This is a genomic window from Pseudomonas sp. GW823-FHT02C05 (assembly GCF_058797595.1).
In genome coordinates this window covers 292798-312676 of sequence record NZ_JBXAJU010000004.1, presented here as the reverse complement: position 1 = coordinate 312676, position 19879 = coordinate 292798, and the positions used below count along the sequence as shown (strand labels likewise).

At 65.2% G+C, this 19879-nt stretch carries 16 protein-coding genes; 12 read left to right on the top strand and 4 right to left on the bottom strand.

Translation table 11 applies throughout. The annotated features are described in order from the left end of the window. Nucleotides 1-16 precede the first annotated feature (16 nt). The 6 genes from AC1RGE_RS22820 (at nucleotide 17) to AC1RGE_RS22795 (ending at nucleotide 6660) form a co-directional block, all read left to right on the top strand. Nucleotides 17-880 (top strand): LysR family transcriptional regulator, encoded by an 864-nt coding sequence (locus AC1RGE_RS22820; RefSeq protein ID WP_492585075.1) that lies wholly within the window; start codon nucleotides 17-19, stop codon nucleotides 878-880. Between the two features lie 157 nt (nucleotides 881-1037). Beyond that, nucleotides 1038-2114 carry a putative 2-aminoethylphosphonate ABC transporter ATP-binding protein gene (locus AC1RGE_RS22815; protein WP_011064063.1) on the top strand — a complete coding sequence of 359 codons (1077 nt, stop codon included), beginning with the start codon at nucleotides 1038-1040 and terminating at the stop codon, nucleotides 2112-2114. 1 nt (nucleotide 2115) lies between these two features. After that, complete coding sequence (locus AC1RGE_RS22810) at nucleotides 2116-3840, top strand: putative 2-aminoethylphosphonate ABC transporter permease subunit (RefSeq protein ID WP_492585073.1); 1725 nt, start codon at nucleotides 2116-2118, stop codon at nucleotides 3838-3840. Between the two features lie 50 nt (nucleotides 3841-3890). Continuing rightward, nucleotides 3891-4916, top strand: a complete 1026-nt coding sequence (locus AC1RGE_RS22805) for a putative 2-aminoethylphosphonate ABC transporter substrate-binding protein (RefSeq protein ID WP_011064061.1) — start codon at nucleotides 3891-3893, stop codon at nucleotides 4914-4916. Nucleotides 4917-4975: 59 nt separating this feature from the next. After that, nucleotides 4976-6109, top strand: coding sequence for a TIGR03364 family FAD-dependent oxidoreductase (locus AC1RGE_RS22800; protein ID WP_011064060.1), 1134 nt, complete (start codon nucleotides 4976-4978; stop codon nucleotides 6107-6109). Further along, nucleotides 6109-6660, top strand: coding sequence for a phosphonate degradation HD-domain oxygenase (locus tag AC1RGE_RS22795; RefSeq protein WP_492585071.1), 552 nt, complete (start codon nucleotides 6109-6111; stop codon nucleotides 6658-6660). Before AC1RGE_RS22800 ends, AC1RGE_RS22795 begins: the two co-directional genes overlap by 1 nt. Nucleotides 6661-6783: 123 nt before the next feature. Here the strand turns inward: AC1RGE_RS22795 and AC1RGE_RS22790 are convergent, their stop codons facing one another. Together AC1RGE_RS22790 and AC1RGE_RS22785 are read right to left on the bottom strand one after the other, a co-directional pair. Continuing rightward, the gene (locus AC1RGE_RS22790; RefSeq protein ID WP_019093440.1) at nucleotides 6784-8163 is read right to left on the bottom strand and encodes a GTPase/DUF3482 domain-containing protein; all 1380 of its coding nucleotides are present in this window, start codon (nucleotides 8161-8163) and stop codon (nucleotides 6784-6786) included. Continuing rightward, nucleotides 8156-9535, bottom strand: coding sequence for a DUF2868 domain-containing protein (locus AC1RGE_RS22785; RefSeq protein ID WP_019093441.1), 1380 nt, complete (start codon nucleotides 9533-9535; stop codon nucleotides 8156-8158). The genes AC1RGE_RS22790 and AC1RGE_RS22785 overlap by 8 nt, the downstream gene beginning before the upstream one ends. Before the next feature lie 96 nt (nucleotides 9536-9631). On the opposite strand from AC1RGE_RS22785, the gene AC1RGE_RS22780 reads away from it, so the two are divergent. Continuing rightward, nucleotides 9632-10144 carry a dihydrofolate reductase gene (locus AC1RGE_RS22780; RefSeq protein ID WP_072451815.1) on the top strand — a complete coding sequence of 171 codons (513 nt, stop codon included), beginning with the start codon at nucleotides 9632-9634 and terminating at the stop codon, nucleotides 10142-10144. Nucleotides 10145-10201: 57 nt separating this feature from the next. Here the strand turns inward: AC1RGE_RS22780 and AC1RGE_RS22775 are convergent, their stop codons facing one another. Continuing rightward, on the bottom strand, nucleotides 10202-11593 hold the full coding sequence (locus AC1RGE_RS22775; protein WP_011064055.1) for an L-cystine transporter: 1392 nt from the start codon (nucleotides 11591-11593) through the stop codon (nucleotides 10202-10204). A 242-nt stretch (nucleotides 11594-11835) separates the two neighbouring features. Between AC1RGE_RS22775 and AC1RGE_RS22770 the strand changes: the two genes are divergently transcribed. The 4 genes from AC1RGE_RS22770 (at nucleotide 11836) to AC1RGE_RS22755 (ending at nucleotide 17012) form a co-directional block, all read left to right on the top strand. Further along, entirely contained in the window at nucleotides 11836-12891 is a 1056-nt protein-coding gene (locus AC1RGE_RS22770; protein ID WP_011064054.1) for an HAD family hydrolase, read from the top strand. Nucleotides 12892-13265: 374 nt separating this feature from the next. Continuing rightward, nucleotides 13266-14666, top strand: coding sequence for an MBOAT family O-acyltransferase (locus AC1RGE_RS22765; protein WP_262213719.1), 1401 nt, complete (start codon nucleotides 13266-13268; stop codon nucleotides 14664-14666). Beyond that, the gene (locus AC1RGE_RS22760; RefSeq protein ID WP_492585069.1) at nucleotides 14653-15786 is read left to right on the top strand and encodes an SGNH/GDSL hydrolase family protein; all 1134 of its coding nucleotides are present in this window, start codon (nucleotides 14653-14655) and stop codon (nucleotides 15784-15786) included. Before AC1RGE_RS22765 ends, AC1RGE_RS22760 begins: the two co-directional genes overlap by 14 nt. A gap of 2 nt (nucleotides 15787-15788) precedes the next feature. Next, nucleotides 15789-17012 carry an SGNH/GDSL hydrolase family protein gene (locus AC1RGE_RS22755; protein ID WP_011064051.1) on the top strand — a complete coding sequence of 408 codons (1224 nt, stop codon included), beginning with the start codon at nucleotides 15789-15791 and terminating at the stop codon, nucleotides 17010-17012. Between the two features lie 129 nt (nucleotides 17013-17141). On the opposite strand, the gene ilvD is transcribed toward AC1RGE_RS22755, so the two are convergent. Then, nucleotides 17142-18983 (bottom strand): dihydroxy-acid dehydratase, encoded by a 1842-nt coding sequence (ilvD, locus tag AC1RGE_RS22750; RefSeq protein ID WP_019095304.1) that lies wholly within the window; start codon nucleotides 18981-18983, stop codon nucleotides 17142-17144. Between the two features lie 301 nt (nucleotides 18984-19284). On the opposite strand from ilvD, the gene AC1RGE_RS22745 reads away from it, so the two are divergent. Then, entirely contained in the window at nucleotides 19285-19854 is a 570-nt protein-coding gene (locus tag AC1RGE_RS22745) for a hypothetical protein (RefSeq protein ID WP_011064049.1), read from the top strand. The last annotated feature ends 25 nt before the right edge of the window (nucleotides 19855-19879 follow it).

Sequence of the window (19879 nt, the reverse complement as noted above, 5' to 3'; positions counted from 1 at the left end):
GCAACGAGAGAACCCTGTGCTGAGTGCCGAGCTGAAGGCTTTTTACATGGTCGCCCGCCTGGGCAGCATTACCCAGGCGGCGAAGAAGCTCGGCCTCAGCCAGCCCACGGTGACTACCCAGGTCCGCAACCTGGAGAGCCAGTACGCGGTGGAGCTGTTCTACCGAGGCGGTCGCCGCCTGAGCTTGAGCGATGAGGGTGCGCGCTTGCTGCCGATGGTCAAGGAGCTGCTGCAGAAAGAGTCGGACATCGAATTCTTCCTGCGCAACTGCGGGCAGGTGCAGGGCACGCTGCGCATCGCCGCCACGGCGCCGTACTACATCCTCGATCTGGTGAAGACTTTCCGCCAGCGCCTGTCCCAGGTGGAGGTCTCGGTGGAAATCGGCAACTCCCAGCAGGTCCTGGAGGCGCTGGAAGACTACCGGGTGGATGTGGCCGCTTCCTCGCAACTGCTGGAGGATTCGCGGTTGGTCCGCCGGGTGCTGGGCAGCGATCCGCTGGTGCTGGCGGTGCATCGCAACCACCCCCTGGCGGCGCTGGATCACGTGCCCCTCAACGCCCTGGCCGGGCATACGCTGCTGATGCGCGAACCCGGCTCCACCACCCGCAGCCTCACCGAAGGTCTGCTGAAGAACGCCAACGTCAGCTTTGGCCCGCTGTTGGAGATCGGCAGCCGTGAATCGATCCGCGAGGCGGTGCTGCGCAATATCGGCATCAGCATCATTGCCCGCCAGGAAGTGCCCCACGACCCGCAGCTGCGGGTACTGACCATCGAAAACGCGCCGCAGATCGCCGAGTACCTGTATTGCCTCAAGGAGCGCAAGAACGCGCGCCTGCCCGCCGCCTTTCTCGGCCTGGCCCAGGAAATGGCTCCCGCCTGAAAGACCTGCATCGGCCGTGCCGATGCCTTCGCGAGCACATGATTTACAAGTGAACCCAAATCCCTGAATACCACTATCGGTCGTTTTTGCCTTACTGCCATATGACCGACGCATTGCAACTCTAGGATTTGCCTTATCTGCTAGATGAGGTGCGTCCATGAACAACTCCGCTGCAACTGCCCTGAGCAACCCCGGTGCGCCGATGAAGGTGCGCGGTATCCACAAGCGCTTCGGTGCCTTCAACGCGCTGGATAACGTGTCCCTGGACGTCGCCGCCGGGGAGCTGGTGTGCCTGCTGGGGCCGTCCGGCTGCGGCAAGACCACCTTGCTGCGCTGCATCGCCGGCCTGGAACGCCAGGACCAGGGCGAGTTGTACCTCGGGGATCGGGACGTGTCGCTGCTGGCGCCCCAGGCCCGGGACTACGGGATCCTGTTCCAGTCCTACGCGCTGTTCCCCAACCTCACGGTAGAAGCCAACATCGCCTACGGCCTGTCCGGAAGTGGCCGCGAAGAAGCGCGCAAGCGCGTGGCGCAGATGCTGGAACTGGTGGGGCTGACCGGCAGCGAGAAGAAGTACCCCGGCCAGCTGTCCGGCGGCCAGCAGCAGCGCGTGGCCCTGGCCCGTGCCCTGGCACCGGCGCCGTCGTTGCTGCTGCTGGACGAGCCGATGTCGGCGCTGGACGCCCGGGTCCGCGAGCACCTGTGCACCGAGCTGCGCCAGTTGCAGCGGCGTCTGGGGATCACCACCCTGATGGTTACCCACAACCAGGACGAAGCCATGCTGATGGCCGACCGCATTGCCGTGATGAATAACGGCAAGGTCGAGCAGTACGCCACGCCCCAGGAAATCTACGACCGTCCGGCCACGCCGTTCGTCGCCGAATTCGTCGGCCAGGGCAACTGGCTACCCTTCAGCCGCAACAGCGACAGCCATGCCCAGGTTGGCGGCATGAATGTGCGCCTGGCCGACGGCTCGGCCAAGACCGCCTCGGGCCGGCTGTTCTGCCGTCCGGAAGCCATCAGCGTGAATCCGCCGGTGCACGAGGAAAACCTGTTCCCGGCCAAGGTCCGCGAGATCACCTTCCTCGGCAATCGCTGCCGCATGAGCTTCGAACTCAACGAGCTGCCGGGGCATGCGCTGCTGGCCGAGCTGGCCCCGGAAGCCATGCCGCGTCTGGGCGCCCAGGACATCTGGGTCGCCTTGCCGCCGCGCAGCCTTCAGGTGTTTGCCTAAGATGAGCGTGCCAATGTCCCTGCCGCTACCTGCCAAGCGGGTGCGCCAGGCTTCTCGTGCCGAGATCGGCGACCGTATTTTTGTCGTCGGCGGCAAGGTCCTGCTCCTGGTCCTGCTGGGTGTAGCGGTGCTGTTGCCCCTGTTGGCGATCTTCTGGCGCGGCTTCAGCGCCGAGGCCGGGCAGGGCGGAGGCTGGCTGGCGGCTCGCGAGCTGGTGGCCAGCGAAAACTTCCACTGGTTGCTGGGCAACAGCCTGAAAGTCTCCCTTAGCGTAGCCGCTATCGTCGTGCCCCTGGCCTACCTGTTCGCCTACGCCCTGCAACGCACGCTGATTCCCGGCAAGGGCATCTGGCGCGGCCTGTCGCTGTTGCCGCTGATGGCGCCGTCGATGCTCCCGGGCATTGCCCTGGTCTATCTGTTTGGCAATCAGGGGATGCTGCGTGGCCTGTTCGCCGAGAACATCTACGGCTTCTGGGGCATTGTCCTGGGTGAAGTGATCTACACCTTTCCCCACGCCCTGATGATCCTGCTCTCGGCGCTGTCCCTGGCGGACGCGCGGCTGTTCGACGCCGCGTCGAGCATGGGCGCTAGCCCCGCCAAGGCCTTTCGCAGCATCACCTGGCCGGCCACTCGGCAGGCGGTGTTCGCTGCCTTCTGCCTGGTGTTCACCCTGACCATCACCGACTTCGGCGTGCCGGTGGTGGTGGGCGGCGACTATCAGGTGCTGGCCCTGGAAGCCTACAAGGCGGTGGTGGGGCAGCAGCAGTTCGGCCGCGGCGCGTTGATCGGCATGGTCCTGCTGTTGCCGGCCCTGTTCAGCTTCGGTGTCGACGCCTGGCTGCGCCGGCGCCATGGCGACTCCATGAGCGGCCGTGCCCAGGTATTCAAGCCTGCGCCGTCGCCACTGCGCGATGGCTGCTACTTGGCCATTGTGCTGCTGATCTGCGCGGCCCTGCTGCTGGTGTTCGGCATGGCGGTGTTTTCGTCGCTGGTGAAATTCTGGCCCTACAACCTGTCGCTGTCGCTGAACCACTACCAGTTCAACGACACCGCCGGCGGTGGCTGGCTGGCCTACCGCAACAGCCTGACCATGGCCCTGTGCACGGCGCTGATCGGCAGCGTGGTGATCTTTACCGGCGCCTACCTGATGGAGAAGACCCGCGGCCAGCGCGGCTTGGACCTGGCGCTGCGCATGCTCAGTTTCGTGCCCATGGCGGTGCCCGGGCTGGTGCTGGGCCTGGGCTACGTCTTCTTCTTCAACCTCAATGGCAACCCGCTGCATGTGTTCTACGGCACCATGACCCTGCTGGTGGTGTGCACCATCGCCCACTACCTGACCACCGCGCAGATGACCGCCACCACCGCCCTGCGCCAGCTGGATGCCGAGTTCGAGGCCGCCGCGCTGTCGCTCAAGGCGCCGCTGTACCGGCACTACCTGCGGGTTACCGTGCCGATCTGCCTGCCGGCGCTGCTGGATATCGTGCGCTACCTGTTCGTCTCGGCCATGACCACGGTGTCGGCGGCGATCTTCCTCTACAGCCCGGACACCATCCTTGCCGCCGTCGCCGTGCTGAACATGGACGACGCCGGCAACGTCGGCGGCGCCGCGGCGATGTCGACTCTGATCCTGTTCACCTCCGCCGGTGTCTCGCTGCTCCTGGCCTGGGCTTCGCGCGGCCTGCTGCGCCGCTCCCAGGCCTGGCGCCAGGGCACGCCGGGCCACTGATGCGCTTCACCCACCCCCACTCTGATCTGCACTCACTAAGGAACCGCACCATGTTCAAGCCCCTGGCTCTTGCCGCTGCCGTCCTCTCTGCTGTCAGCCTGAACGCCTTTGCTGCGAAGACTGAACTGACGGTCTACACGGCCCTTGAAGCCGAGCAACTGAAGTCCTACAAGCAAGCCTTCGAAAAGGCCAACCCGGACGTGGAGATCAAGTGGGTACGTGATTCCACTGGGATCATCACCGCCAAACTGCTGGCGGAAAAAGCCCGCCCGCAGGCCGATGCGGTCTGGGGCCTGGCCGCGTCCAGCCTGGCGATCCTCGACCAGCAGGGCATGCTGCAAAGCTACGCGCCCAAGGATCTGGGCAAGATCGGCCCGAACTACCGCGACGCCGCCAACCCACCGGCCTGGGTCGGCATGGACGTCTGGGCCGCCACCATCTGCTTCAACACCGTGGAGGCCGAAAAGCAGGGCCTGACCAAGCCGGTGAGCTGGCAGGACCTGACCAAGCCCGAGTACAAGGGCAAGATCGTCATGCCCAACCCGGCCTCCTCGGGCACCGGCTTCCTTGACGTCAGCGCCTGGCTGCAGACCTTCGGCGAGAAGCAGGGCTGGCAGTACATGGATGAGCTGCACCAGAACATCGGCCAGTACGTCCACTCCGGTTCCAAGCCCTGCAAGCTGGCCGCCGCCGGTGAATTCCCGATTGGCATCTCCTTCGAGTACCCGGCCGTGCAGCTCAAGCGCCAAGGCGCGCCGCTGGACATTGTCCTGCCGAAGGAAGGCCTGGGCTGGGAAATCGAAGCCACCGCGGTGATCAAGGGCACGCCTCATGAAGAGGCGGCGAAGAAACTCGCCGACTTCTCCGCCAGCCCCGAGGCCATGGAGCTGTACAAGGAAAACTTCGCCGTGCTGGCCCAGCCGGGCATCGCCAAGCCGCAGACCGAACTGCCGGCCGACTACGAGCAGCGCCTGATCAAGAACGACTTTGCCTGGGCCTCGAAGAACCGCGACGAGATCCTCGCCGAATGGCGCAAGCGCTATGACGGCAAGTCGGAAAAGGTTGCCAAGCAGTAGCCGATCAATCGCCTTCGCCGGCTTGCCGGCGAAGGCGCTCCCCATCCAGGAAACAACTCATGACCAATCACAGCGATCTGCTGATCGTCGGCGCCGGCATCCTGGGCCTGTCCCATGCCTATGCCGCCGCCAAACGCGGTCTGCGGGTGCACGTTTTCGAGCGCAGCGCCACGCCCCTGGGCGCTTCGGTGCGCAACTTCGGCCAGGCCCTGGTCACCGGCCAGCCGCCGGGCACCATGCTGGAGCTGGCCAGGGCCAGCCGCGAGATCTGGGCCGACTGGCAACAGTTGGCGGGCCTGCAACTCAAGCGCAACGGCTCTTTCCTGTTCGCCCGCAGTGAAGCCGAGGAGCAGTTGCTCGAAGCCTTCTGCGCCGGGCGTGCGCTGGAGCACGGCTACCGCGTCGAGCTGCTCCAGGGCGCGGCGCTGAATGATCTGTACGGCGGCCAGTTCCGCCATCACCGGGCGGCCTTGCACGGCCTGGATGACCAGCAGCTGTATTCCCGTGAAGCGATCCCGCAGTTGATCGACTACCTGCGCCGGGACCTGGGGGTGCAGTTTCACTTCTCGACCCTGGTGCGGGATATCCAGCCGGGCCAGTTGCGCAGCACCGCCGGCAACTTCCACGCGCCGCGGATCGTGCTGTGTTCGGGGCACGATTATCAGACCCTGCTGGCGGATCAGATCGCTGCCTTGCAGCCGCAGATCTGCCGCTTGCAGATGCTCCGGGCGCGGCCCGAGGCCAATCTCAACCTGCAACATGCCCTGCTGACCGGTCTGAGTTGCGTGCACTACGGGGCCTTCGCCGACCTGCCGGAAGCCGCCGCGGTTCAAGCGCAGATTCTGCGCGAGGCGCCCCATCTGCACGAGCATGGTATCCACCTGTTGATCAGCCCGACTCCCTACGGTGAACTGATCATCGGCGATTCCCACGATTACGGTAGCGATCCTTCACCGTTCAATGCTGAACAGGTGGACAACTGGCTGCTCGAACTGGCCGAGCAGACCCTGGGTTGCAGGGTCCGGGTGGTGGAGCGCTGGCAGGGTGTCTACGGCGCGCGCGGCCCGGCGCCGTTCTCCTTCCTGGAGGCGGCCCCCGGGGTCCATGTGGCCCTGATGCACACCGGGGTCGGCATGAGCGTTGGCCCGGCCATGGCCGAGGGCAATATCGCCCGACTGCTGGAGGAAGCGTGATGGAGCGGCGACAGCAGGTGGTCGACGAGGTCTTCGGCCTGTACGAGCGTTTCGGCGACTGCGACTACATCGGCGAGCCGGTGTCGCAGATCGAGCACATGTCCCAGGCCTCGCAGTTGGCCCTGGCGGAAGGTTATGACGACGAGGTGGTGCTGGCGGCGTTCTTCCACGATATCGGGCATATCTGCCAGCAGGATGCCGAGAACATGGGCGGCTTCGGCGTGGTCAGCCATGAGCGCCTGGGGGCGGACTACCTGCGCCGGGCGGGTTTCAGCGAACGCCTGGCGCGGCTGGTGGAATACCACGTCCAGGCCAAGCGCTACCTGACCTTCAAGGACCCCGGTTATTACCAGCGGCTAAGCGAAGCCAGCCGGCGCACCCTGGAGTACCAGGGTGGGGTGATGAGCGCGGCAGAGGCGGCAGCCTTCGAACTCGACCCGTTGTGGGCGGTGAGTTTGCGCATGCGCCACTGGGACGAGCAGGCCAAGGAAATGTGGGTGCCGGTGATGGATTTGCAGGTGCTCAAGGACAAGGCGCTGGCATTGCTTTAGCGGGTACAGGCTTGGTTTTTGTGGCCGCTGCCGTAGGCTGCGAACGGCTCCGAAGGAGGCGCCGCTTTTGGGGTTGTTGAAGGTCCTGCGGCCCTTTGCGCAGCCTCGCGGGCTCGGCAGCGGCTACAGCAGATGTTGAGCCAGCCCCTCGATCTGCTCCTGGCGCTCGGCCTGGCTCAGGCGCTTCTGCGGATTGAGCGATGACCACTGCGGGTGCGCCCGGGCCTTGTTCAGGGCCTCTGGCAACTTGCCTTCGCGCCAGCTCTTGTCCTCCGGCGTGGCCAGGCGAATGCTGTCCATGGCCGCATGCCCGCGCAGGTTCAGGGCCTGTACCAGCTGGCGCTGACGCAGGGCCAGCAGGCGCAGCACGCTGTCGTCCACGGTCAGCTCGCGCTGGCCCTTGAGTTTGCCCAGCAGGCGGCTGCCATAGCTGCGGGCGGTTTGCAGGGCGCCGCCGGCAATAGCCCCGGCCAGCGCCGCGGCCCCCAGGGTTAAACCACCCACCAGCAAATCCACCCCTGCGCCGGCCGCGGCTCCGGCGGCGATGCCGCTGCCCACCCGCACCCCCAGTTGCTTGAGGGTTTCCGGGTTGAACAGGTCGTCGCCCCAGCGCCCGTCCAGTAGCGGCAGGTCGCTGGCCGACGCATCCTCGGGGCGGAAGGCGTAGAGCTTGAGCAAGGCCTCGACGCAGCGCTGCTCGCGCTGGCGGATGGCCTGGCGCAGTTCGCCTATGGCCTGTTGTTCCTGTTGGGCGTCGCTGGCTACGCTGCGGCGGCAGGCGGCGCAGTCCACCAGCAGCTCGGCAATCAGCCGCGCTGCGCTGTGCTGGCGGGCCAGGCGCTGGGCCTCTTGGTCGTCGATCAAGCGTTGCAGGGCCGGGCGTGCGTGCTCCAGCAGCAGCGCCAGGCTTTCATACAGGCGCCGTTCGCCGTCCTCCGGTGGCGCCACGCTGTCGAAGCGCACCAGGGCGTGCAGCCCCAGGCGGGCCAGGGCATCGCGCCAGTCGCCTTCGCGCTGCTCGGCGCTGCTGACGAAGTTCAGCACTGGCAGCAGCGGCTTGCCGCAACCGGTGAGCACTTCAAGCTCATCGCGGTACTTGGCCAGCACCGGCTCGCGGGCGTCGATCACATACAGGCCGGCGTCCGAGGCCAGCAGCTGGCGCAGGACCTTGGCTTCCTGTTCGAAGCGCTGGCGGGCCTCGCTGCCGTCGAGAAACCGCGCCATCCGCGCCGGGCCGTCCAGGCGTTCGCCCGGGCGCTCCAGGCGCTCCAGGTAATCCAGCAGGGCGATGGCATCTTCCAGGCCGGGGGTGTCGTAGAGCTCCAGCAGGGCTTGGCCATCCACCGAAAGGCGGGCGCCTTCCACGTGCCGGGTGGTGCTGGGGCGATGGGAGACCTCGCCAAAACCCACGTCCCGGGTCAGGGTGCGCAGCAGCGAGGTCTTGCCGACGTTGGTGTGGCCGACCACGGCGAGTTTCAGTGGCTTGTGGCGGGTATCAGTCATGACCGTTCTCCAGCCAGTCGAGGGGGGCGCAATCGGCGAAGGGCAGCTGCAGCTGGTGCAGGGCGCTGTGCCAGTCGCCCAGGCGATCGGCGTCCAGGGCCTGGCCGGGCGGGGCTTGCAGCAGCCAGACCCGGGTGGCGCTGGCGTTGCGCGCCAGTTCGGCGATCAGCCCCAGGCTGCCGCGGTCCGGCGAGCGCCGCGGGTCGCAGGCGATCACCAGGCGCGCCGGGGGGAAACGGCTCATCTGCTCCAGCAGGCGGCTGCGCGACTCGCGACTGTCGAGGATGCCGGCGTCCTTGACGCTCTCCGGCAGTTGCGGCGGCCAGGGGCGCTGGTTGTCCAGTTCGATGGCCACCAGCAGGGCGCCGCTGCTGTCCTGGGCACTGACGCCGCCTTCGACCCGGTGCAACTGCTCGGGGGCCGCATCGTTGACCCCCAGGCGCTCGCTGCTGGGCATCAGGCGCTCACGCAATTGGGCGTAGCCCGGCAGGTTGAGGTCCAGTTGCAGGCGCGCCTGCCCGTGTTTCCAGCGCCAGCGGCAGAACAGCATCAGCAGCAGGCGCGGCAGCACGCCGTAGATCGTCACCAGCACCACCAGCCAGATGGCCCAGGACTGGCGGATCAGTTCGGTGTTGTAGACATCCCGGGTGCTGGCCTGGATGCTCGCCACGCTCGGCGCGCCAAAGCCCAGGCCACGGGGCAGGGCACTCAAGGTGTTGGTAATGGCCACGAAGGCATCGCTGCCCAGCAGGGTGCTTTCCCAGATAAAGCTGTAGCGGTGGGTGGTCAGCAGCAACAGCAACATGACCACGGCGCTGAACAGGGCCAGGCACCACAGGCCGTTGATCAGGCTGCCCAGGGCCCAGCGGTTGAGCTTGCGCCGTTGCAGCAACAGCAGCAGGGCCGGCGGCAACTGCGCGGCCTTGGCATCGCGGGAGAATTTCTCGCTGAGCCACAGCCACAGGCGGCCCAGGCTGGCGCCGTGCTCGCCGGCGAACAGCAGGCCTGCCAGCCAGCTCAGCAGCAGGATCAGGTTGATTCCCAGCAGGCTGCCCAGGGCCCAGAACACGTTCACCGGTTGCTGGGTGCTGCCCAGGGCGCTGAAGGCCAGGCCGGCACCGCTGATCACCGCCAGAACCGAGAGCGCCAGCAGGGCCAGGCGTGCGCCCTGGTGCCAGTGCAGCAGGGCGCTGTGCAGGCCGTCACGCTGGGCCAGCCACAGGGCGCGGTTCTGGATCCGGGTCGCCAGGTCGCCGCCCTGGTTGCGGGCCAGGCGATTGGCTTCCTGATCTTCCAGCGGGCCGGCGTGTTCCTCGCGCAGGCGCACGGTTTCGGTCAGCCACAGGCGTTGCAGGGGAGTCAGTGCAGTCACGCGTCATTCCATCGCTCAAAAGTGCGCTGAGCATAACTGCTGCAGCGCGGATCGGGGTACGTTGCCAGGTCCTGGTCCTCTGGTATCCTCGCCGGCATGAAAAAATCTCTCCCTCTCAGCCTGATCGCGGCCCTCGCACAAAACCGCGTGATCGGCGTCGACAACAGCATGCCCTGGCATTTGCCGGGGGATTTCAAATTCTTCAAGGCCACTACCCTGGGCAAGCCCATCATCATGGGGCGCAAGACCTGGGACTCTCTCGGCCGGCCGTTGCCGGGGCGGTTGAATATCGTGGTCAGTCGTCAGACCGGCCTGGTGCTCGAAGGTGCCGAGGTCTACCCGTCTTTGGAGGCTGCGGTGGAACGGGCCGAGGAATGGGCACTGGAGCAGGGCGCCAGCGAGCTGATGCTGATCGGGGGCGCACAGCTTTACAGCCAGGGCCTGGAGCAGGCTGATCGCCTGTACCTGACGCGGGTAGCCTTGAGCCCGGCAGGCGATGCCTGGTTTCCGGAGTTCGATGAACAGCAGTGGAAGCGGGTGTCAGAGGTGCCGAACCCGGCGGAAGGGGACAAGCCGGCGTACAGCTTCGAGGTGTGGGAGAAGCGCTGAGCGCTCCGCCAGCCAGCCGGGCTCCCGAAGGAGCCGGCGGGCCGGCGAAGAGATCAATCAGGCCTGAGCCAGTTCTTCGTGCTCATCGGCGTCCAGCAGCGCCTTGTCGGTCTGCTGCATCACCTGGCTGGTGATCGCGCCTGCGGTCATCGAACCGCTGACGTTGAGCGCGGTGCGGCCCATGTCGATCAGCGGCTCCACGGAAATCAGCAGCGCCACCAGAGACACCGGCAGGCCCATGGCCGGCAGCACGATCAGCGCGGCGAAGGTTGCGCCGCCGCCCACACCTGCAACGCCGGCGGAACTCAGGGTGACGATGGCCACCAGGGTGGCGATCCACAGCGGGTCCAGCGGGTTGATGCCCACGGTCGGGGCAACCATCACCGCCAGCATGGCCGGGTACAGGCCGGCGCAGCCGTTCTGGCCGATGGTGGCGCCGAACGAGGCGGCAAAGCTGGCGATGGACTGGGGAATGCCCAGGCGCCGGGTCTGGGCCTCGATGCTCAGGGGAATGCTGGCGGCGCTGGAGCGGCTGGTGAAGGCGAAGGTCAGCACTGGCCAGACCTTGCGGAAGAAGCGCAGCGGGTTGATCCCGGCCAGTGCCACCAGCAGGCCGTGGACCACGAACATCAGCCCCAGGCCGATGTAGGACACCACCACGAAACTGCCGAGCTTGATGATGTCCTGCAGGTTGGAACCGGCCACCACCTTGGTCATCAGCGCCAGCACACCGTAGGGCGTGAGCTTCATCACCAGGCGCACCAGGCGCATCACCCAGGCTTGCAGGGTGTCGATGGCGTTGAGCACTTTCTGGCCCTTGTCGGCATCGTCCTTGAGCAGCTGCAGCGCCGCGACGCCGAGGAAGGCGGCGAAGATCACCACGCTGATGATCGAGGTCGGCTTGGCCCGGGCCAGGTCGGCGAAGGGGTTCTGCGGGATGAACGACAGCAGCAGCTGCGGCACGTTGAGGTCGGCCACCTTGCCTGCGTAATCGCTCTGGATCACTTGCAGGCGGGCCATTTCCTGGGTGCCGGCCACCAGCCCTTCGGCGGTCAGGCCGAACAGGTTGGTCAGGCCGATGCCCACCAGCGCGGCGATGGCGGTGGTGAACAGCAGGGTGCCGATGGTCAGGAAGCTGATCTTGCCCAGGGACGAAGCATTGTGCAGGCGGGCCACGGCGCTGAGGATCGAGGCGAACACCAGGGGGATGACGATCATCTGCAGCAATTGCACGTAGCCGTTGCCCACCAGGTCGAACCAGGCGATGGAGGCCTTGAGCACCGGGTTGCCGGCGCCGTAGAGGCTGTGCAGGGCGATGCCGAAGACCACGCCCAGCACCAGGGCCAGCAGGACTTTCTTGGCCAGGCTCCAGGTGGTATGGCGGGTTTGTGCCAGGCCCAGCAGCAAGGCCAGGAACACCAGCAGGTTGAGGAACAGCGGCAGATTCATTGGGGCTCCGATAAGGCTTGTGCCAATCGCGGCTCAGGGCGATTGCGAACCGGCAAGCCTAACAGCTTGAAATCTATTGAATTAATAACGATATCGCATGGCAACTGTCGTTTTTGGAATAAGCGATTGACGTTCAGGCGCATGTGGCTGGCGCTTACGGGACGCAAGCGGTCGCGTGGAGACGAGAACTGTCACAGGGATTTGTTAGCGTCGAAGGCTTTCACTCAGGGAGAAAACCGCCGATGAAACTCGCTCCGAAATTGCTCGCAGTCGCACTCTGCCTGGGCCTCGCCGGCCAGGCCCTGGCCACCGAGTTGAAGCACTGGCCCGCGGAACAGGCCAAGCAGCTGGACGCGATGATCGCGGCCAATGCCAACAAGGGTAACTACGCGGTGTTCGACATGGACAACACCAGTTACCGCTACGACCTGGAAGAATCCCTGCTGCCCTTCATGGAAAACAAGGGCCTGATTACCCGCGACACGCTTGACCCGTCGCTCAAGCTGATCCCGTTCAAGGACACCGCCGAGCACAAGGAAAGCCTGTTCAGCTACTACTACCGCCTCTGTGAAATCGACGACATGGTCTGCTACCCCTGGGTCGCCCAGGTGTTCTCCGGCTTTACCCTCAAGGAGCTCAAGGGCTATGTCGATGAGCTGATGGCTTCCGGCAAGCCGGTGCCGAGCACCTATTACGACGGTGATGTGGTCAAGACCATCGAGGTCAACCCGCCCAAGGTCTTCACCGGCCAGGCCGAGCTGTACAACAAGCTGATGGAGAACGGTATCGAGGTCTATGTGATGACCGCCGCCTCCGAAGAGCTGGTGCGCATGGTCGCCGCCGATCCCAAGTACGGCTACAACGTCAAGCCGCAGAACGTCATCGGCGTGACCACCCTGCTCAAGGATCGCAAGACTGGCGCCCTGACCACCGCGCGCAAGCAGATCAGCGAAGGCAAATATGACGAGAAGGCCAACCTCGGCCTTGAACTGACCCCCTACCTGTGGACCCCGGCCACCTGGATGGCGGGCAAGCATGCGGCGATCCTGACCTACATCGACGAGTGGAAGAAACCGGTGCTGGTGGGCGGCGACACCCCCACCAGCGACGGCTACATGCTGTTCCACGATGTTGACGTGGCCAAGGGCGGCATCCACCTGTGGATCAACCGCAAGGACAAGTACATGACCCAGCTCAACGGCATGATCGCCAAGCACGCCGCGGCCCAGGCCAAGGAAGGGTTGCCGGTGACCGCCGACAAGAACTGGGTGATCGTCAAGCCCGAAGACATCCAGTAAGCCTGCCCGCTACACCGCCCCTCTGTAGGAGCCGGCTTGCCGGCGAAGAGGCCATTGGGTTTGGCGTCGCTCTCGCGGACGCCTTCGCTGGCAAGCCAGCTCCTACGGTAGGCCGGCGATCTTTTTGTAGGAGCCGGCTTGCCGGCGAAGAGGCCATTGGGTCTAGCGTCGCTCTCGTGGACGCCTTCGTTGGCAAGCCAGCTCCCGCAAGGGGTGTCTGTCGTTCGGTGCGGAGCCGGCGTCCGCTATAGGCGGAGAATGTTTCAACTTGTGACTGCCAAACCCCCTCTGCCATAATCGCGTCCGTTTCCCATCCCCTCGCCTGCTCTCCCTTGTGCCGGGTTTGTCCCCGACTGCACGTAATGGACTACGTTGTGAGCTATCTCTCGATCGAATTCGGCCTCTGCTTCATCCTGTTCTTCGTTCTGTACTGGGGCCTGGGCTTCAGCCTGCGCTTGCAGAACACCCTGCTGCTGGTCGCCAGTTACGCGATCCTTGCCAGCTTCAGCCTGAACTTCCTCTACATCCTGCTGGGCTACACGGCCCTGGTGTACCTGCTCGGCCTGTTGAGCCAGCGTTACCCCGGGCGCGGTTGGGTCAACGGACTGATGCTGCTGCTGGTGCTCGGGGCGTTCTACCTGTTCAAGTACCAGGATTTCTTCACCAGTACGGTGCAGAACGCCTTCGCCCAGTTCGGTGTCGAGGTGTCGCTGCCGCTGCTGGAGGTGCTGCTGCCGGTGGGGCTGTCGTTCTATGCCTTCCACTCGGTCAGTTACCTGGTGTCGATCAACCGCCGTGAGCTGACCCCGGGCTCGCCCTTCGACCTGGCGCTGTACCTGGCCTTCTTCCCCAGCCTGATCGCCGGTCCGGTGAACCGGGCGATTCCCATGCTGGCGCAGATCAACCCGCCGCAGTTGCGCCAGGTGCTGGAGCCGCAGCGCGCCCTGGGCCTGATCGCGGTGGCGGTGGTCAAGCTGTTCTTCCTCAGTTCCTGGTTGGCCAACGAATGGGTCGACCCGGTATTCGACAGCCCGGTGGCCTATTCTGCCGAGCAGATCCTGCGTGCGGTCTACGGTTATTCGTTCCTGATCTACTTCAACTTCAGCGGCTACACCGACCTGGTGACGGGCATCGCCCTGCTGCTGGGCTTCCGCCTGCCGCAGAACTTCAACTACCCCTACGCGGCGCGCAACCTCAAGGAATTCTGGGGCCGCTGGCACATCAGCCTGTCGACCTTCATCCGTGACTATGTGTACATCCCCCTGGGGGGCAACCGCGGCCCGGTGTGGCGCGGCAACCTGAACATGCTGCTGGCGATGCTGATTTCCGGCCTGTGGCACGGCGCCAGCGCCAACTTCATCATCTGGGGCGCGCTGCACGGTATCGGCCTGGCCCTGTACAAGCTGTGCAGCCCGCTGCTGGCCCGGGGGCCGAGCTGGATCGGCGCCGACCTCATGGCGCGGCTGCTGACCTTCCACTATGTGGCGTTCGCCTGGATCTTCTTCCGCTGCGCGACCCTGTCCGATGCCATGGACATGCTCAAGGGCCTGGGCGAGCTGTCCTTGGGCGGCCTGCTCGGCGGCGGCGCCAGCCTGCTGGGCTGCCTGCTGTTCGTGGCCTTCTACCCACGGATCGTGGCGCTGCTGCGCCGCCTGTTCGATGCCGCCACCGGTTTGCCGTGGCTGTTCTATCCAGTGCCGCTGGGGCTGTTTATCTGCGTGGTCATCTTCGCCTCTCCGTCGGGCGTGCCGGGGTTCATCTATGCCAGTTTCTAACCGTTCGCCCTTGTCGATCAGCCTCGGTAGCGCGGCCAAGGTCTTCTACGCCCTGGTGGTCACCAGCCTGCTGCTGGTGTGGTTCAACCAGCAGTCGATCCGCCTCTACTGCCAGCAGAAGTACCACGACGACTGCGAGGCCCCCGGGTTGTCGCAGAACCCGCAGTGGCGCTTTGGCGCGCAACTCAACCAGGCCCTGGAAAATGCCCGGGTGGCCTTTGTCGGCAGCTTTACCGGCCAGGTGATGGTGGCCGAGGCCGCCGCGGAGCAAGAGCTGCCTCCTTTGTCGACGCTGGCCGAGGTACCTGCGCCGGTTGCGACCGCCCATGCTGCGCCGGTGCATCCGGCCCCCGTGCATCCCGCTCCGCAGGCGCCGGCTGCAGTGCACCCGCAGCCGGTGGCCGTGGCCCCGGTGGTCAGCCACCCGCCCAAGGTCGAGCCGGGGGCAACCACGCCGCTGATGGCCAGCCTGGCCACCGGGGATGAAGTGTTCTTCGTCGGTGATTCCCTGATGCAGGGCGTGGCGCCGCACATGGCCAACACCTTGCGCAAACGCTACAACGTCAAGAGCCTGAACCTCAGCAAGCAGAGCACCGGCCTTGCCTACCCGAGCTTCTTCAACTGGCCCAAGACGGTTGAAAGCACCCTGGCCAGCAACCCCAACATTCGCCTGATGGTGATTTTCCTCGGCCCCAACGACCCCTGGGACATGCCGGTGGTCAAGGGCAAGCCGTTCCTGCGCTTCAAGACCCCGGACTGGGAAGAAGCCTATCGCCAGCGCATCGATTCGATCCTCGACACCGCCCAGGCGCATAATGTGCAGGTGATCTGGGTCGGGCCGCCGAACATGGAGAAGCCCAAGCTGTCTACAGCCATGGCCTACCTGAGCCAGCTGTACAAGGGCCAGATCGAGCAGTACCACCAGCACTACGTCTCGGCCAACGAGATTCTCGGTTACCAGAGCGACGAATTCTCCTATTACCGCACCACCGGCGATGGCAAGAAGGTCAAGACCCGGGTCGACGACGGTATCCATTTCACCACCACTGGGCAGAAGCTGATCGCTGAGCGTGTGATCTCGCTGATCAACTTTCCCAGCCAACAATTGACGGAGCACTGACTATGGGGCGACTGCAAGGCATTGCGCTGTTGCTGGGCATCACCTTGCTGAGCAGTTGCAGCCCGACCACCGAGGTCCAGGCCACTCCCGCTTCGGCGCTGGCCAAGTCCGGGATGACGGCGAAAAAAGTCCTGACCACCGGGACCGACCCGAACCTGGCGCTGCTGGCACGCAAATTCAGCACTTCCAACCGCACCCCCATCACCATTGTGCAACTGGGCGACTCCCACACCGCCGCCGACCTGTTCAGCGGTGAGGTGCGGCGCCTGCTGCAGGCGCAATACGGCGATGGCGGCATCGGTTTCGTGGCAGCCACGCCGGTGCCCGGCACCCGCTATGAGCGGGTGATTCTCGGTGCCGCCAAGCGCCAGTGGTCCCTGGTATCGGCACGCAACCAGCAGAGCAACCAGTTTCCCCTGGGCGGCTACCTGTCGCTGCCCCTGACCCCGGGCGCGCGGGTGCATATCGCCGAACGCCAGCCGAGCAACCAGCAGTACCGGATTTCCGCGCTGTACCAGGCGTCCAGCAACAGCACCCTGACCGCCCGGGACAACCTCAACAAAAGCAGCCGCATGCTGGCCGCTACGGGGGGGCAATGGCGCTTCAGCCCGCCGTTCAACAACCTGACCCTGCCCCTGGACCTGAACGTGGCCAATAACCAGGGCCTGGCCCTGGGCGGCTGGAACATCCTTGGGCAGAAGAGTGCCGGGGTGATCTATTCCGCCCTGGGGATCAACGGTGCACGCCTGGACGTGCTGGACAAGTGGCAGCCCGGCTGGCTGGAAGCCCTCAAGGCCCTGCGCCCGGACATGGTGGTGCTGGCCTACGGCACCAACGAAGCCTTCGACGACGACCTGGATCTGCAGTTGTACCGCAGCCAGTTGCAGGAGAAGGTCGCGCTGTTGCGCAAGAACCTGCCCAAGACCGTGATTTTGCTGGTGGGGCCGCCGGATTCCATCAAGCGTCGCAATGCTGGCAGTTGCGCGGCCTCCCAGCCCCAGCCGTTGCGGCAGATCATCCAGATCCAGAAGGACGTGGCGAAGAACAGTCGCACCCTGTTCTGGGACTGGCAGGCGTTCATGGGGGGGGACTGCTCCATCAGCAAATGGCAGGGCAGCGACCTGGCCCGCAACGACCTGATCCACCTGACCGCCGATGGTTATCGCAAGAGCGCCGATGGCTTGTATCGCTTCCTGCGCGGGCAATTGGGCGAACGCATGCCTTGAACTCCCGGCACCGCTTCAGCGGCGCCACCACCTTGAATGCTGCTGTAGGAGCTGGCTTGCCAGCGCAAGCGCCGGCAAGGTCAAAAAAAGCCCCGCACTTGGCGGGGCATTTTCATTGGCAGGCGATGATCACAGGCCGTCGAGCATGGCCTTGTTGCGCACCGCACCCTTGTCGGCGCTGGTGGCCAGCAGGGCGTAGGCCTTCAGCGCGGTGGTCACCTTGCGTGGGCGTGCTTCCACCGGTTTCCAGCCTTTCTTGTCCTGCTCGACACGGCGGGCCGCCAGTTCCTCATCGCTGACCAACAGGTTGATCGAGCGGTTGGGAATGTCGATCAGTACCTTGTCGCCATCCTGCACCAGGCCGATGGCGCCGCCGGCTGCCGCTTCTGGCGAGGCGTGGCCGATGGACAGGCCCGAAGTACCGCCGGAGAAGCGGCCGTCGGTGAGCAGGGCGCAGGCTTTGCCCAGGCCCTTGGACTTCAGGTAGGAGGTCGGATAGAGCATTTCCTGCATGCCCGGGCCGCCTTTCGGGCCTTCGTAACGGATGATCACGATATCGCCTTCCTTCACTTCGTCGGCGAGGATGCCGCGCACCGCGCTGTCCTGGCTCTCGAAGATCTTGGCGTTGCCTTCGAAGACATGGATCGACTCGTCGACACCGGCGGTCTTCACCACGCAGCCGTCCAGGGCGATGTTGCCGTAGAGCACGGCCAGGCCGCCTTCTTTCGAGTAGGCATGCTCGACACTGCGGATGCAGCCGTTTTCACGGTCGTCGTCCAGGCTGTCCCAACGGGTCGACTGGCTGAACGCTGTCTGGGTCGGGATGCCTGCCGGGCCGGCCTTGAAGAAGTGATGCACGGCTTCGTCGCTGGTCTGGGTGATGTCCCACTGGGCGATGCCTTCGGCCATGCTCTTGCTGTGCACGGTGGGCAGGTCGGTGTGCAGCAGGCCGCCACGGGCCAGTTCGCCAAGGATGCTGAAGATGCCGCCGGCGCGGTGCACGTCTTCCATGTGGTACTTCTGGATGTTCGGCGCCACTTTGCACAGCTGCGGCACGTGGCGCGACAGGCGATCGATGTCCCGCAGGTCGAAGTCGATCTCGGCTTCCTGGGCGGCGGCCAGCAGGTGCAGGATGGTGTTGGTGGAACCGCCCATGGCGATATCCAGGGTCATGGCGTTCTCGAACGCCTTGAAGTTGGCGATGTTGCGCGGCAGGACCGACTCGTCGTTGTCGCCGTAGTAGCGCTGGCACAGCTCGACGATGGTGCGTCCGGCCCGCAGGAACAGCTCTTCGCGGTCGCTGTGGGTGGCCAGGGTCGAACCGTTGCCCGGCAGGGCCAGGCCCAGGGCTTCGGTCAGGCAGTTCATGGAGTTGGCGGTGAACATGCCGGAGCACGAACCGCAGGTCGGGCAGGCGCTGCGCTCGTACTCGGCAACCTTCTCGTCAGAAGCGCTGGAGTCGGCGGCGATGACCATGGCGTCCACCAGGTCCAGGCCGTGGCTGGCGAGCTTGGTCTTGCCGGCTTCCATCGGGCCGCCGGAAACGAAGATCACCGGGATGTTCAGGCGCAGGGCGGCCATCAGCATGCCGGGGGTGATCTTGTCGCAGTTGGAGATGCAGACGATGGCGTCGGCGCAGTGGGCGTTGACCATGTACTCCACGGAGTCGGCGATGATCTCGCGGCTCGGCAGCGAATACAGCATGCCGTCATGGCCCATGGCGATGCCGTCGTCCACGGCGATGGTGTTGAATTCCTTGGCCACGCCACCGGCGCGTTCGATCTCGCGAGCCACCAGCTGGCCCAGGTCCTTCAGGTGCACGTGCCCCGGGACGAACTGGGTGAAGGAGTTGGCAATGGCGATGATCGGCTTCTTGAAGTCGTCATCTTTCATCCCCGTGGCGCGCCACAGGGCGCGGGCGCCGGCCATGTTGCGGCCATGGGTGGATGTTTTCGAGCGGTAATCAGGCATGGAGCACTCCGGGCGGCTAATCAGGTAACAAATGGGGAGTGAGCTTCTATTGACCTCGGGAACACTCAGAAATGGCCGTGTGTCCGAAAGCTGCCGATGACGCCGCGGGATCGCCGCGCGCCTCAGCCTGAGCTCATAAACCCGCCGGGGGATGACTGGCGATGAATTCGCCGATTCTACACCGCTGGCGTCAGGAAGGAATGCCGGGGCCGCTCTGTGGCATTGATTGCCTGGATATCACCGGACGCTGCCATCCTGGTTTAGACTCGCCGCCCTTCGATTACCTTCCAATGGAGCTGGAATGTCCGCGACTCTGCAATCCTTCAAGTTCTGCCTGGGCGTCGGCCTGCTGCAGGGGCTGCTGCTGATGTGGCTGTTGTTGTACAGCGATTGGTCCGGCCTGGGCATTGTCGCAACGGGCGCTGCGCTACTGGTGGGCGGCGGGGGGTTGCAAATGCTGGCCGGGCAGCAGCGCCAGTGGCGCACCTGGGGGCTCATGTTGCTGCTGGGCCTGGGGGCGGCGGGGCTGGTACGGCTGTATGACGAGCTACCCTCCAGCCCGCGGATGGAGTACTGCGTGGCGGCCGGGCTGCTGGTCGCCGTGGCCGTGGTGAGCCGGGTGCAAGGGCGGGCACGATTGGGCCGGCGCCTGCTGGGCAATGTCCTCTGGCTGGTGCTGGCCTTGCCATGGCCCTGGCTGGTGCTGAAGCTGTTCGAGCTGTGGCTTGCTTACCGTCATCTCGACCCTTTCAAGAGCGGGTGGATGTCCCTGCTGTTCTTTGCCGGCCCGACCCTGGCCTTCTCCCTTGGCCTGTGCCTGACTGGCCGCGGGCTGGCCCGTTTCAGCGAGGGAGCTGCCACAACCGCCTGATGGCCACCAGGACCCGGGCCAATCC

What these genes read in the sequence shown, in the direction of transcription:
- AC1RGE_RS22815 (WP_011064063.1), top strand. Translation starts at nt 1,038, where the DNA reads ATGAACAACTCCGCTGCAACTGCCCTGAGCAACCCCGGTGCGCCGATG.
- AC1RGE_RS22810 (WP_492585073.1), top strand. Translation starts at nt 2,116, where the DNA reads ATGAGCGTGCCAATGTCCCTGCCGCTACCTGCCAAGCGGGTGCGCCAG.
- AC1RGE_RS22805 (WP_011064061.1), top strand. Translation starts at nt 3,891, where the DNA reads ATGTTCAAGCCCCTGGCTCTTGCCGCTGCCGTCCTCTCTGCTGTCAGC.
- AC1RGE_RS22800 (WP_011064060.1), top strand. Translation starts at nt 4,976, where the DNA reads ATGACCAATCACAGCGATCTGCTGATCGTCGGCGCCGGCATCCTGGGC.
- AC1RGE_RS22795 (WP_492585071.1), top strand. Translation starts at nt 6,109, where the DNA reads ATGGAGCGGCGACAGCAGGTGGTCGACGAGGTCTTCGGCCTGTACGAG.
- AC1RGE_RS22790 (WP_019093440.1), bottom strand. Translation starts at nt 8,163, where the DNA reads ATGACTGATACCCGCCACAAGCCACTGAAACTCGCCGTGGTCGGCCAC.
- AC1RGE_RS22780 (WP_072451815.1), top strand. Translation starts at nt 9,632, where the DNA reads ATGAAAAAATCTCTCCCTCTCAGCCTGATCGCGGCCCTCGCACAAAAC.
- AC1RGE_RS22775 (WP_011064055.1), bottom strand. Translation starts at nt 11,593, where the DNA reads ATGAATCTGCCGCTGTTCCTCAACCTGCTGGTGTTCCTGGCCTTGCTG.
- AC1RGE_RS22770 (WP_011064054.1), top strand. Translation starts at nt 11,836, where the DNA reads ATGAAACTCGCTCCGAAATTGCTCGCAGTCGCACTCTGCCTGGGCCTC.
- AC1RGE_RS22760 (WP_492585069.1), top strand. Translation starts at nt 14,653, where the DNA reads ATGCCAGTTTCTAACCGTTCGCCCTTGTCGATCAGCCTCGGTAGCGCG.
- AC1RGE_RS22755 (WP_011064051.1), top strand. Translation starts at nt 15,789, where the DNA reads ATGGGGCGACTGCAAGGCATTGCGCTGTTGCTGGGCATCACCTTGCTG.
- ilvD (WP_019095304.1), bottom strand. Translation starts at nt 18,983, where the DNA reads ATGCCTGATTACCGCTCGAAAACATCCACCCATGGCCGCAACATGGCC.
- AC1RGE_RS22745 (WP_011064049.1), top strand. Translation starts at nt 19,285, where the DNA reads ATGTCCGCGACTCTGCAATCCTTCAAGTTCTGCCTGGGCGTCGGCCTG.